Origin of the sequence: Actinomadura sp. NPDC000600 (genome assembly GCF_040492135.1) — a bacterium.
Lineage (GTDB): Bacteria > Actinomycetota > Actinomycetes > Streptosporangiales > Streptosporangiaceae > Spirillospora.
The window spans coordinates 99,258-112,361 of the sequence record NZ_JBEUPD010000010.1 but is presented as its reverse complement, the minus strand read 5'-3'; the positions used below and the strand labels follow the sequence as shown (position 1 = coordinate 112,361).

General features: G+C 69.6%; 13 protein-coding genes. All 13 read left to right on the top strand.

Features of this window, described 5'->3' with window-relative positions:
• Positions 1-56: 56 nt before the first annotated feature.
• The 13 genes from nusG (at position 57) to ABWI07_RS16895 (ending at position 13,100) form a co-directional block, all read left to right on the top strand.
• Entirely contained in the window at positions 57-920 is an 864-nt protein-coding gene (gene nusG / locus ABWI07_RS16955) for a transcription termination/antitermination protein NusG (protein ID WP_353819089.1), read from the top strand.
• A gap of 436 nt (positions 921-1,356) precedes the next feature.
• Positions 1,357-1,785: a 50S ribosomal protein L11 gene (gene rplK, locus ABWI07_RS16950; RefSeq protein WP_149259626.1), complete on the top strand. Its 429-nt coding sequence runs from the start codon at positions 1,357-1,359 to the stop codon at positions 1,783-1,785.
• A 61-nt stretch (positions 1,786-1,846) separates the two neighbouring features.
• Positions 1,847-2,563, top strand: coding sequence for a 50S ribosomal protein L1 (gene rplA / locus ABWI07_RS16945; RefSeq protein WP_149259625.1), 717 nt, complete (start codon positions 1,847-1,849; stop codon positions 2,561-2,563).
• 219 nt (positions 2,564-2,782) lie between these two features.
• A complete protein-coding gene (locus tag ABWI07_RS16940) occupies positions 2,783-3,202 on the top strand; it encodes a DUF3592 domain-containing protein (protein WP_149259624.1) in 420 nt (139 codons plus the stop codon).
• Positions 3,203-3,341: 139 nt separating this feature from the next.
• The gene (locus ABWI07_RS16935; RefSeq protein WP_353819088.1) at positions 3,342-4,955 is read left to right on the top strand and encodes a class I adenylate-forming enzyme family protein; all 1,614 of its coding nucleotides are present in this window, start codon (positions 3,342-3,344) and stop codon (positions 4,953-4,955) included.
• Between the two features lie 203 nt (positions 4,956-5,158).
• The gene (locus tag ABWI07_RS16930; RefSeq protein WP_149259622.1) at positions 5,159-6,034 is read left to right on the top strand and encodes a hypothetical protein; all 876 of its coding nucleotides are present in this window, start codon (positions 5,159-5,161) and stop codon (positions 6,032-6,034) included.
• A 185-nt stretch (positions 6,035-6,219) separates the two neighbouring features.
• On the top strand, positions 6,220-7,071 hold the full coding sequence (locus ABWI07_RS16925; RefSeq protein WP_235036821.1) for an SCO4651 family lipoprotein: 852 nt from the start codon (positions 6,220-6,222) through the stop codon (positions 7,069-7,071).
• A gap of 169 nt (positions 7,072-7,240) precedes the next feature.
• A complete protein-coding gene (locus tag ABWI07_RS16920; protein WP_353819087.1) occupies positions 7,241-8,119 on the top strand; it encodes an SCO4651 family lipoprotein in 879 nt (292 codons plus the stop codon).
• Positions 8,120-8,632: 513 nt separating this feature from the next.
• Complete coding sequence (rplJ, locus tag ABWI07_RS16915; RefSeq protein WP_149259620.1) at positions 8,633-9,196, top strand: 50S ribosomal protein L10; 564 nt, start codon at positions 8,633-8,635, stop codon at positions 9,194-9,196.
• Positions 9,197-9,250: 54 nt separating this feature from the next.
• Positions 9,251-9,640 carry a 50S ribosomal protein L7/L12 gene (gene rplL, locus ABWI07_RS16910; protein WP_141580563.1) on the top strand — a complete coding sequence of 130 codons (390 nt, stop codon included), beginning with the start codon at positions 9,251-9,253 and terminating at the stop codon, positions 9,638-9,640.
• 635 nt (positions 9,641-10,275) lie between these two features.
• Positions 10,276-11,400: an ABC transporter ATP-binding protein gene (locus ABWI07_RS16905; RefSeq protein WP_149259619.1), complete on the top strand. Its 1,125-nt coding sequence runs from the start codon at positions 10,276-10,278 to the stop codon at positions 11,398-11,400.
• A complete protein-coding gene (locus ABWI07_RS16900; RefSeq protein ID WP_235036820.1) occupies positions 11,400-12,251 on the top strand; it encodes an MlaE family ABC transporter permease in 852 nt (283 codons plus the stop codon). The genes ABWI07_RS16905 and ABWI07_RS16900 overlap by 1 nt, the downstream gene beginning before the upstream one ends.
• On the top strand, positions 12,252-13,100 hold the full coding sequence (locus ABWI07_RS16895) for an MlaE family ABC transporter permease (RefSeq protein WP_149259618.1): 849 nt from the start codon (positions 12,252-12,254) through the stop codon (positions 13,098-13,100).
• Positions 13,101-13,104 lie beyond the last annotated feature (4 nt).

Genomic DNA, 13,104 nt, shown 5'->3' with positions numbered 1-13,104 from the left:
CGAGCCCCGCCGTACCTTCGCAAGTCCATCACCGCAGACCGAGAGAAGAGTCCACCGTGTCCGAGCCCTCACAGCCCTACGACGAGGCCGTTGAAGAGGCCCAGTCTGCTGCGGCTGCTGCGGCAGACCAGGCGGGTCCCGCCGAGGAGACGGCCGAGGCGGTCGTCTCCGCCGGCGACGCCGAGCCGGCGGACACGAAGCTCGAAGGCGAGGAGGGCCCCGCGCCGGATGCGGCCGAGGGCGCCGCCGAGCTCGCCGAGTCCGTCGAGGGCGAGGAGCCGGCCGAGTCCGCCGAGGAGGCCGGCGAGGAGGAGGCCGCCCCGCCGGTCGACCCGTACGCCGACTTCAAGATGCAGCTCCGCCTCCAGCCGGGCGACTGGTACGTCGTGCACTCCTACGCGGGCTACGAGAACCGGGTCAAGACCAACATCGAGACCCGGACGCAGACCCTCAACATGGAGGACTACATCTTCCAGATCGAGGTCCCGCAGCACGAGGTGACCGAGATCAAGGGCGGCAAGCGCCAGAAGGTCAACGAGAAGGTCCTGCCGGGCTACATCCTCGTCCGCATGGAGCTCACCGACGAGTCGTGGGCCGCGGTCCGCAACACTCCGGGCGTCACCGGGTTCGTCGGCCTGCTGAACAAGCCGTCCCCGCTCAGCCTGGACGAGGTCGCCAACCTGCTGGCCCCCGAGCCGGAGGAGGGCGTCGCCAAGGCCGCCAAGGAGCAGGCCAAGGCCCCCGCCACCGTCGACTACGAGGTCGGCGAGTCGGTCACCGTCATGGACGGCCCGTTCGCCACCCTCCCCGCGACCGTCAACGAGATCAACGCCGAGCAGCAGAAGCTCAAGGTCCTGGTCTCCATCTTCGGTCGCGAGACGCCGGTCGAGCTCTCCTTCAACCAGGTCTCCAAGATCTGACCCTGTCTCCAAGATCTGCCAGGTCTCCAAGATCTGCCAGGTCTCCAAGATCTGCCAGGTCTCCAAGATCTGCCAGGTCTCCAAGATGTGACCAGGTCTTCGAGATCTGCCAGGTCTTCGAGATCCGACACGGCCTCGAAGCGCCGTCCTGCCCGCTCCGGTCAGGCCGTATCCTTGACAGGTCGTCCCCGCGCCAGCGGGGACGGGTTCGGGTTCCCGCCCTCCGGTCTTCGGCGGGACGGGCACCCATCTGCCCCGCTCCTGCGGGGATGACCCCAAGAACATCGCTGCGTCCGTCAAGGTGCAGCTTTGCTCCCCGCGCACGCGGGGCGACGGGGTCGGCCAAGGTCCCAACGCGGCGGTCTAGTTCCGCCCGCCGTGTTGCCCGGTATCCGGGAGTCGGGACCACAGCGAAACGGAACACAGAGGGAGAGGCATGCCTCCCAAGAAAAAGGTCGCCGCACTGGTGAAGGTCCAGCTCCAGGCTGGTCAGGCCACGCCGGCGCCGCCGGTCGGTACCGCGCTCGGTCCGCACGGCGTCAACATCATGGACTTCTGCAAGCAGTACAACGCTGCCACGGAGTCCCAGCGCGGCAACGTCATCCCCGTAGAGATCACCATCTACGAGGACCGGTCGTTCAGCTTCGTCACGAAGACCCCGCCGGCCGCGCAGCTCATCCTGAAGGCCGCGGGCGTGGAGAAGGGCAGCGGCGAGCCGCACAAGACCAAGGTCGGCTCCGTCACGCGCGACCAGATCCGCGAGATCGCCACGACCAAGATGCCCGACCTCAACGCCAAGGACCTGGACGCCGCCGAGAAGATCGTCGCCGGCACCGCGCGGTCGATGGGCATCGAGGTCAAGTAAGTCACCCCAGTGGGAGGGCCTGCGCCGGCCCCTACCACGAGTTCCGTTTGGAGGAACGCAGATGAAGCGCAGCAAGGGCTACCGCGCAGCGGCCGAGAAGATCGACCGCGAGCGGCTGTACAGCCCGGTCGAGGCCGTGAAGCTGGCCAAGGAGACCGCGGTCACCAAGTTCGACGCGACCGTCGAGGTCGCCATGCGGCTGGGCGTCGACCCGCGCAAGGCCGACCAGATGGTCCGCGGCACGGTCAACCTGCCGCACGGCACCGGCAAGACCGCCCGCGTGCTCGTCTTCGCCGTCGGCGCCAAGGCGCAGGAGGCCGAGGCGGCGGGCGCCGACCTGGTCGGCTCGGACGACCTGATCGAGCGGATCCAGGGCGGCTTCCTGGACTTCGACGCCGTGGTCGCGACCCCGGACCAGATGGGCAAGGTCGGCCGGCTCGGCCGGGTGCTCGGTCCGCGCGGCCTGATGCCGAACCCGAAGACCGGCACGGTCACCATGGACGTGTCCAAGGCGGTCTCCGACATCAAGGGCGGCAAGATCGAGTTCCGGGTCGACCGGCACGCGAACCTGCACTTCATCATCGGCAAGGCGTCCTTCGACGAGCGCCAGCTGGTGGAGAACTACGCCGCCGCGGTCGACGAGATCCAGCGTCTCAAGCCGTCCGCCGCGAAGGGCCGGTACGTCAAGAAGGCGGCCCTGACCACGTCGATGGGCCCGAGCATCCCGGTGGACCCGAACGCGGTCCGCAACCTGACGGCCGAGCTCGAAGAGGCCTGACCGAGCCCGGCGTCGAACGCCGCAGAACAGGGCGCCCCCGGTACGACCGGGGGCGCCCTGCCGCGTTCTCCGCCGCCTTCACCCCGGTGCCTCGCCCCGCCGCGTTACGCCTTGATGCGTCCGGCCGAGTCTTCAGCACCACTGGCCGCGCACTTCCACGAGGTGCAGGATCGGGGGGCTCTGCTTGGCCTTCCGTGACCATCGCTCTAACCTTCGAGCGTGAGCTGGAAACTCGTCCTCGGGTGGTTCTGGACCGTCGTGTTCGGGGTGTTCTCCCTGGGCGCCTTCGGAGTCGCGTGGGAGAAGTACCGCCTCAATTCGCGAGGACGGTGGATCGAGGGTGAGATAGTCCGTGTCGATGAGGACAAGGACAGCGACGGAGCCCCGCGCTTCTACCCTGTGGTGGTCTTCACTCCCCCGGACGGAGACCGGATTGAGGTCAAGTCCCCCTCCGGCAAGCCCTATCCGCCGGGGTTGGCCTCTGGTGTGGGCTGCAAGGTCGACGTTCGATACGACCCGGCCAGCCCAACGACGATCGAACTGCCGGGATATGAAGGGGTCGGCGTCCTCCCGGCCCTGCTGGTCGGTGTCGTGCTGGTCGGCGTCACGGGGTTCATAGCCTTCGAGATGCTCCTCTGACGCGGACACCTCACGCCTCCGCTCTCGCATACTGCCCACCGCTGCGGGGGCGCGGAGGTCGCGCTCACCGGGATGGCTCCGGCGGAGCCCGCGTCCCCGCCACTAGATTCGGCGCCCAGATCGTCGGTGAGGGGATGCGATGGGCGGGGCGCGGCAATGGGACGTCGACCGGTTGTCCGACGTCCCACGGCTGTACGACGTGCTTGAGGCGGCCGCGGCGGAGGCCCCCGACGCCCCGGCCCTCTCGGTCGACGGCACGACGTGGACGTTCCGGGAGTTGCAGGCCCGGACGGATGCGCTGAGCGCCCACCTGTCGGCGCGGTGCTCGAGCGGAGCACGAGTGGCACTGCTCGCGCACAACCGGCCGGAGTACGTGGCGGCCTACTACGGGGTCCCGTGCGAGGGCAGGATCCTCGTGCCGCTCAACCAGAGGCTGCACCCGCGCGAATGGGCCGACCAGATCGTCCGCTGCGGCGCGGAACTGGTCATCGGCGAACCGGAGCTGCTGGAGAGGCTGGCCCGTGAGGGCGGGCTGCCCGACCGCCACCCACCGCTCACCGACATCGCCGACCTCCCATGGGACGGCCCGGCCGCCATAGAAGAAGGGGAGCGCGATCCGGCCGAAGTCGCGTGGCTGATGTTCACCAGTGGCACGACCGGCCGGCCGAAGGGCGTGCGGCTCACACACAGGAGCCTGCTAGCGGCCATCACGGTGACGGCGTCGGGGCGTCCCGTGCTGCCGGGCGACGTGTTCTGTACGCCGTTCCCTCTCTGCCATGTGGCGGGCTACCAAGTCATCCTGCATCACGTGTTCCGGCGGCACGCCGTGGTGCTCCGGAGATTCGTTCCCCCCGCCCTGGTGGACGCTGCGCGCCGGCACGGGGTCACCAACCTGTCCCTGGCCCCGACGATGCTGGAGGACCTGCTCGCGCACCTGAACGAGGATCCGGCGGCGCTGGAGGCCCTGCGAGCCACCCTCCGCGTGATCGCGTACGGCTCGGCGCCCATGCCGGTACCGCTGCTGCGCCGCGCCGTCGAGGTGCTGGGCTGCGACCTCAACCAGGGGTACGGCATGACCGAGCTGTCAGGCAACGCGACATTCCTGTCCCCGGCGGACCATCGCGCCGCGATCGAGACGCGGCCGGAGCTGGCGGCGTCGGCGGGCCGTCCCGGCGACGGCGCGGAGATCGCCGTGATCGGCGAGGACGGAACGCCGCTGCCGCCCGGCGAGCTGGGCGAGGTCGTGGTCCGCGGGGCGCAGGTGGCGGACGGCTACTGGGACGACCCCGATGCCACCGCCGAGGCGTTCGCGGGCGGCTGGTTCCGCACGGGTGACGCGGGCCGCATCGACGGGGACGGCTACCTGCACCTCACCGACCGGCTCAAGGACGTGATCATCACGGGCGGGGAGAACGTCTCGTCCCGCGAGGTCGAGGACGTCCTGCGCACGGTCCCGGGCGTGCGCGAGGTCGCGGTGGTGGGGCTGCCCGACCCGCGCTGGGGCCAGACGGTGTGCGCGGTGATCGTGCCGGGCGGCGTCCCACCGGACCCCGAGGAGCTGATCGCGGCCTGCCGCGCCCGCCTCGCGGGCTTCAAGACCCCCCGCCGCATCGAGTTCACGACGGCCCTACCCCGCACCAGCACCGGCAAGATCCGCAAAGCCGCCCTACGCACCCGACTGACCCCCCACCCCGACCCGACCACCCCCTCAGAGCAGGCCGATCCCCCGAACCGACCGCCAACCGCACGTTGACCGACCATCCCGAGCCTGTTCGCCGAGCCGGTGCCTGCAGGGTGCTTCGCGGCGACGGGCCGTGGCGGGCCTGGTGGGCGGGCCGGAGGGGCCTGGATCCCGGGGGCGGGCCGGGCTGGATACACGGGGGGTGGTCCGGAACCGGACAATTTGGTACTCGATTGTTTTGTTACTGGCGAGGAACCTGGTGTTGAATTGCCCGGGTGAAGCGTCGTACCGATCGGGCCATCGCCATCTCCGCCGTGACCGCGGTGGCCGTCGTGCCCACGGCGATCCTGATGGTGGTCAAGACCGGCGGCGACTCGCCGAAGGACGCGGGGGCGCTGCCCCCCTCCGCGGCGATGGCCCAGCGCGATCCCGCCAACCCGAACGGCGCCGCGTCCGCCACGGTCACTCCGGGCGCCACGCCCGGCGCGCCCGGGGCCGGCAACGGCGCGGGCGCCCGGCCCGGCACGCCCGGTTCCGGAAACGGGGGCGCCGCGCACGGCCTGCCCACGGCACCGCCGCAGCCCGGTCCCAGCCTGCACTCCTTCACCCGCAAGACGGACATGAAGGTGACGGTCGGGCCGGACGGCGACTACCAGCACGCGACCGAGACGGCCTCGTTCACGCTGTGGCCGAAGTTCGCGATGAGCGCCACCGGCGTCACGCAGACGATGAAGGGCGGCGTGCTGTCCAAGGTCACCCAGAAGGTGATCGTCCAGGGGAGCACGCTCAAGGGCTACGACGGGCAGAAGTGGACGCAGTCCACGCTGACCCAGGCGCAGCTGGGCAAGCTGCAGAACGAGTCCGACCCCCGCCAGTTCACCTTCATGATCGGGACGCTGCCGGGCATGACGGCGGGCGAGCCGGACGCCGCCGGGCTGACGCGCTTCACCGCGCAGGGGCTCATGGGCGGCGTGTACCCGCTGCTGCCGCAGGACGCGGCGGCGGCGTTCCGCAAGTGGATCCCGGACGACACCGGCTGCGGGATCGACATGCTGGCCGACAGCCAGGCCCGCCCGACCACGATCAGTCTCGGCGCGCAGGGTCCCGGCGCGGGGTTCGCGGGGTCGATGACCTTCGGTTCCTACCGCTGACGCGGCTCCGCGACGCGGGATTCTGCCCTGCCGTACGGCTCCGTCCGGCGCCCTTCGTCCAGTGCCGCGGCTACGCCGTTGGTCGTACCGTGCGGGCGCCCATTCGTACCACCGGGGGATGTAGGTCCGTTAGCGCCCGAAGAGACTGGGAACACCAGCAGGGCGACTAGGGAGGCTCAACCCTCATGAACCGACGATTCGTGGTGGCGGCCGGCGGCACCGCGGTGGGTGCCGCGCTCCTCCTGTCCGGGTGCAACGGGGACGGGTCGGAGAACACCGGCAACATGAAGCTCAGCGCGAACCAGGCGCTGCTGAAGGCGTCCGAGAAGACCGGCAAGGCCGACACGTTCAAGGCCGACCTGACGGTGACGGGCACGGGCGACGGCGGCGGGAAGGTCCACGCGAACGGGCAGTTCCGGCTGCGTCCGTCGCTGGAGTTCAGCGCGAAGCTGGACGAGTTCAGCCGGAACGGGCAGAGCGTTCCGGGCGCCAAGGGCCAGGCGGTCTTCACCGACAACGTCCTGTACGCGAAGGTCCCGCAGCTCGCGCAGTTCGTCAGCAACGGCAAGCCGTGGCTGCGGATCGACGTGAACCAGGTGTCGCAGCGGACGGGCTTCGACGTCCAGGGCCTGGTGAACCAGGTCCAGAAGGTGGACCCGGCCGAGCAGACGAAGATGTTCACCGGCTCCAAGGACGCCCGCAGGGTCGGCACCGAGACGGTCGACGGCGTCAAGACGACGCACTACGCCGGGACGGTCACCGTCGACGACGCGCTGAAGCAGTTGGACGCGGAGGCCCGCTCGAAGGTCCAGCACTGGCTGCCGAAGGACCGCGCCAACGGGAAGATCAACTTCGACCTGTGGACGGACGGTGACAACCTGCCGCGCAAGCTCGTGTCCAAGTCCACCGGGTCGCAGGGCGAGAACGGCTCGGTGACCGTCCTCTACAGCGACTACGGCAAGTCCTTCAACGTGAACACGCCCCCGTCCGACCAGGTGGGTCAGCTCTCGCTGCAGGGCTTCCTCGGCGGCAACTGACGGCGGCGGCCCGCGGCGTCGTCCCGGTGGCGGTGACCGAGGACGGTGCCGAGGGCGGGCCACCGACCGTGATGTCCGGGGAAAGGTGAACCGCGGCGGGGCCCTTTGCGTCTGATGTACCGTTCGGCCCCATCGCCCGGGAGCCAAGGAGACCAAGGAGACCCCCCAGATGATCCGTCGTTTCGCCGCAGGCACGGCGCTGGCCACCGGCCTCGCCCTCTCGCTGACCGGCTGCCTCGGGGACGCCGGGAAGACGGTGGACGAGGCCGGCAAGGGACTGAGGCTGACGGCCGCGCAGGTCCTCGGCAAGGCCGCCGAGAAGACCGGCCAGATCGACTCGTTCCAGGCCGACGTGTCGATGAAGATGACCGGCTCGCCCCAGGGCGACGTGTCGACGGCAGGCACGATGCAGTACCGCACGAAGCCCGACCTGGCCTACAGCCTGGACCTCGGGCAGATGACGGTCGGGGGCAAGTCGACCGGCGGCATGGAGCAGCGGCTCGTCGGCCGGAACATGTACATGAAGATCCCGGCGCTCACCCGGCTCGGCGGCGGGGCCAAGCCGTGGCTGAAGATCTCGCTGGACGAGGTGGGCGCCAAGTCCGGCATGAACATCGACCAGCTGCTCCAGCAGTCACGGCAGATGGACCCGGTCCAGACCACCAAGCTGCTGACGGCGTCCAAGGACGCGCGCGAGGTCGGCAAGGAGACCATCGACGGCGTCGAGACGACCCACTACACCGGCACGTACCGGATGGAGGACGCCGTCGCGCAGCTGCCCCCCGACTCGCAGGAGGCCTACCGCAAGAGCCTCGAGACGACGGGCCTGAAGGCGATGCACTTCGACCTGTGGGTGGACGGGCAGCAGCTGCCGCGCCAGGTCAAGATGGACTCGACGCAGTCGACCGCCGGTGCGATGACCATGACGATGAAGTACCGCGACTTCGGCAAGCCGGTGCAGGTCGCCGAGCCGCCGGCGAGCGAGGTCACCGACTTCGGCGAGATCATGAGCCGGATCGGCAACGGCAACGGCCTCCCCGGCGCCTGATCGGCGGCCGACCCGGCCCGCCCGTCGACCCACCGTCGGCCCGCACCTGAACACGACCGAGGGACCGCACCCCACCCGGGGCGCGGTCCCTCGCTCTGTCACGGCCCCGCGCCTCCTTGCGTCTCCCGCGGGCGTCGCTCGCCTTACCTCCCCGCTCCGTAGGTCACGTCTCGTGGCTCGCCGTGTCTTGCCGCGTCGCGTTCCGTGTCTTGCCGCGTCGCGTTTCGTGCTTCGCCCTGACGCGCTACGTCCCTTCGATTTGGTCTCATCGAGGGACGCACGTATCCTGTTCCGTGCCGAAGACCGCCGGTCGTCACCTCCCGCGAGGTGACCGAAGGACCCGACTCACGTCGGGCGGCCTGCGTAGGTGAGACGAGAGCTTCCCGCATGGCCTCCGTGCCGTGCCTGGACGCCCCGTGCGCCTGCGCCGGGGCGTTTTTTGGTGGATCGGCGCCGGAACCCGCACGCGGGCGAGGCGCGGATCGGACCACCCAGGTAATCGGAAGGAGGGCTATGGCCAAGGCCCACAAGGACGCGGCGATCGCCGAGCTCAAGAGCGAGTTCGAGAGCTCCAACGGCGCCGTGCTGACCGAGTACCGCGGGCTTAGCGTCGCGCAGGTCAAGGAGCTGCGCGACAACCTCGGCGAGACCGCGCGGTTCCGCGTGGTGAAGAACACGCTGACCAAGCGCGCCGCGAACGAGGCCGGTGTCGACGAGCGGTTCCGTGACCTGCTCGAAGGCCCGTCGGCCATCGCGTTCGTCCGCGGCGACGTGGTCGAGGCCGCGAAGGGCCTGCGCGACTTCGCCAAGGCGAACCCGATGCTGGTGATCAAGGGCGGCTTCATCGACGGTCAGTCGATGGACGCGGCCGAGGTCGCCAAGCTGGCGGACCTCGAGTCGCGCGAGGTTCTCCTCGCGAAGCTGGCCGGTGCGATGAAGGGCTCGATGGCGAACGCCGCCGCGCTGTTCAACGCCCTGCCGACGCAGGCCGCCCAGCTCGCCGAGGCGCTGCGCGCCAAGCGCGAGGCCGAGGGCGAGACCGCCGAGGCACCCGCCGCCGAGGCGTCCGCCGAGTAGGCAACCCGCGGTTCAGTACCACCCCAGATCACAAGCCATAGCGGAGGAATCATCATGGCGAAGCTCAGCACCGACGACCTGCTCGACGCGTTCAAGGAGATGACCCTTCTCGAGCTCTCCGAGTTCGTGAAGCAGTTCGAGGAGGTCTTCGACGTCAAGGCCGCCGCCCCCGTCGCCGCCGTCGCCGCGGCCCCGGGCGCCCCGGCGGGTGGCGCCGAGGAGGCCCCGGCCCAGGACGAGTTCGACGTCATCCTCGAGGGTGCCGGCGACAAGAAGATCCAGGTCATCAAGGAGGTTCGCGCCCTGACGAGCCTCGGCCTCAAGGAGGCCAAGGACCTGGTCGACGGCGCGCCGAAGCCGCTGCTCGAGAAGGTCAACAAGGAGACGGCCGACAAGGCCAAGGAGGCCCTGGAGAAGGCCGGCGCTTCGGTCACCGTCAAGTAAGACGCTCCAGAGCTCCGGAGCCGCGAGGCTCCACCGCTCTCCAGGAGGCGGTCACCCCGATGGGGTGGCCGCCTCCTTTGCGTTGTGACGTGTCCGCCGGGCCGCCGAGCGGGGTTCCGGTGGTGCGGGTGGGCGGTCTTGTCGCGGAACGTTGATCGGAGGCGCCGGGAAGGTCCGCTTCCTGTGCGGAGGTGACAAACACCCGCCGGAAACCGTGTGCCTTGACGGGTTGTGCCGATTCCCGCCCGCGGCGTAGCGTCCCGTCCTGACGCTGTGGCCACACCCGGCCGCTGCCGTCTCCGCAGTGCGGCGGGCCCCCGGTCGAAAGCCGCCGCCGGCACCCCGGTCTTGAGGCTCCGGTTCTTGGACCACTAGTCTCATAGACGCCGTAAGTAACGATTGTCTTACGACGTCGCATTTAGCTGCTGATCTGGGTCGGAACCCCTTCCATTTGGACGGGGGGCCGCTACGGTAGTGGCACCCGTCACGGCTACCGGACGGTAGCAATGCGGCGGACACGCGGTGTGACGACTGGCGCGGCGTGACACAACACAACGCGGTGTGACGACAGAAAGAGCCTGAGTGCTACTCGCTCATTGGTTCGGGATTCCCCCGGCCTGGACGAAAGGTGACGAGTGGGCGTCGAGATCAGAGTCGAGGGACTGACGAAGTCCTTCGGCCGCCAGGTGATCTGGCAGGACGTGTCGCTGACCATTCCCGCAGGTGAGATCTCCGTTCTCCTGGGTCCGTCCGGTACGGGCAAGTCGGTCTTCCTGAAGTCCCTCGTGGGGCTGCTCAAGCCCGATCGCGGGCACATCTGGATCGGTGACAGGGACCTGCCCTACCTGCCCGAGTCGCAGCTCTACGACACCCGGAAGCAGTTCGGCGTCCTGTTCCAGGACGGCGCCCTGTTCGGCTCCATGAACCTGTTCGACAACATCGCGTTCCCGCTCCGCGAGCACACCAAGAAGACCGAGTCCGAGGTCAAGCGGATCGTCCTCGAGAAGATGGACATGGTCGGCCTCCTCGGCGCCGAGCACAAGCTTCCCGGCGAGATCTCCGGCGGTATGAAGAAGCGCGCCGGCCTGGCCCGCGCGCTCGTCCTGGACCCCGAGATCCTGCTGGTGGACGAGCCGGACTCCGGCCTCGACCCGGTCCGCACCGCGTTCCTCAACCAGGTCTTCATCGACCTCAACGCGCAGATCGGCGCGACGTTCCTGATCGTCACGCACGACATCAACACCGCCCGCACCGTCCCGGACAACATCGGCCTGCTCTACCAGCGGCACCTGGCGATGTTCGGGCCGCGGGAGATGCTGCTGTCCAGCGAGGAGCCCGTGGTCCGGCAGTTCCTCAACGCCAGCAAGATCGGCCCGATCGGCATGTCCGAGGAGAAGGACGAGTCCGAGCTGGAGGCCGAGGCGAAGATGGGGCACGACCCCGGCAAGCTGCCGCCGATCCCGCCGCAGCAGATGCCGAGCAACGGGCTGCTCCGCACCGGCATGCACGCGCCCGGCGCGTGGTGCGCCGCGCACGGCGTCACCCCGCCGCCCGGCTCGTTCATCGACGACCTCGGCCGCAACTGGGTCGAGGAGTGGCCGCGGTACGTGGCGTCCATGACGCCCGTCGGCGCCCCCGCCGGCGGCGCGCACGGTGCGCCCGGCGGCATGCCTCCCTCCGGTCCGCCGCCCGGCGGACCCGGTGGCAACTTCCCGGGCAACCCGCCGCCCGGCCGGCCGGGAGCGGGTGCAGGCTACTGATGTCCACTCCTGGTATCGGCGCGGACCAGCGAGGGGCAAGGAAGGGCGGGGGCTCTTCCGCGACGTTCCGCAAGATCGGGGACGGCGCGGCCAACGTCGCGATCAAGGAACCCGGACGGTTCTTCGCCCTGTGCCTGGACACCGCCCGCGCGGTGTTCCAGTGGCCGTTCCAGTGGCGCGAGTTCATCCAGCAGGCCTGGTTCATCGTCAGCGTCACCGTCGTCCCCACGATGCTGGTCGCCATCCCCTTCGGCGGCGTCCTGTCCCTCCAGGTCGGCGGGCTGATCCGGCAGCTCGGCGCGCAGTCCTACACCGGCGCGACCGCCGTGGTCGCGATCGTCCGGGAGGCCAGCCCGCTGGTCACCTCCCTGCTGGTCGCGGGCGCCGCGGGCTCGGCGATGTGCGCCGACATCGGCTCCCGGAAGATCCGCGAGGAGATCGACGCCATGGAGGTGCTGGGCATCAACCCCCTGCACCGCCTGGTGGTGCCCCGGATGTTCGCCTGCGCGTTCGTCGCGCTGTTCCTGAACGGGCTGGTCTCGGTGGTCGGCCTCCTCGGCGGCTACTTCTTCAACGTGATGCTCCAGGGCGGCACCCCCGGCGCCTACCTGGCCTCCTTCAACGCCATCGCGCAGCTGCCCGACCTGCTGCAGGCCGAGTTCAAGGCGTTCGTGTTCGGCATCACCGCCGGACTGGTCGCCGCCTACAAGGGCCTCAACGCGAAGGGCGGCCCGAAGGGCGTGGGCGACGCGGTCAACCAGACCGTCGTCATCACGTTCATGCTGCTCTTCCTGGAGAACTTCCTGATCTCCACGCTGTACTTCCAGTTCGTCCCGTCGAAGGGGATGTAGATGGCTGCCCCTGGCAAGACGGGCAAGGCGGCCCGGCGGGTGGTGAGCGCGCCGCTCGACCGGCTGGACGACTTCGGCCACCAGATGTCGTTCTACGCCCGCGCGTTCGCGTGGGTGTTCCGGGTGCTGACCCGGTACCGCACGGAGGTGCTGAGGCTGCTGGCCGAGGTGAGCCTCGGCACCGGCGGCCTCGCGGTGATCGGCGGCTCGGTGGTGATCGTCGGGTTCATGACGTTCTTCACCGGCAGCCAGGTCGGCCTGCAGGGCTACGAGTCGCTGAACCAGATCGGCACGGCCGCGTTCACCGGTTTCGTCGCGTCCTACTTCAACACCCGCGAGATCGCGCCGCTGGTCTCGGCGCTCGCGCTGTCGGCGACGGTCGGCTGCGGCTTCACCGCCCAGCTCGGCGCGATGCGGATCTCCGACGAGATCGACGCGCTGGAGGTCATGGCCGTCCCGTCGATGCCGTTCCTCGTCACCACCCGGATGCTCGCCGGAATGATCGCGGTCATTCCGCTGTACATCGTGGGCCTGCTCGCCTCCTACGGCGCGACCCGCGTGATCGTGACGATGTTCTACGGCCAGTCGACCGGCACCTACGACCACTATTTCCATTTGTTCCTACCGCCGTACGACATCTTGTGGTCGTTCGGAAAAGTGATCGCTTTCGCGGTGCTGGTGATGCTGATCCACTGCTACTACGGCTACCACGCCTCCGGCGGCCCGGCGGGCGTCGGCGTGGCGGTGGGCCGCGCGGTGCGGACCAGCATCGTGGTGATCAACGTGGCCGACCTCATGCTCGGCATGGCGATCTGGGGCACGACGACCAGCGTGCGGATCGCGGGGTGACGGG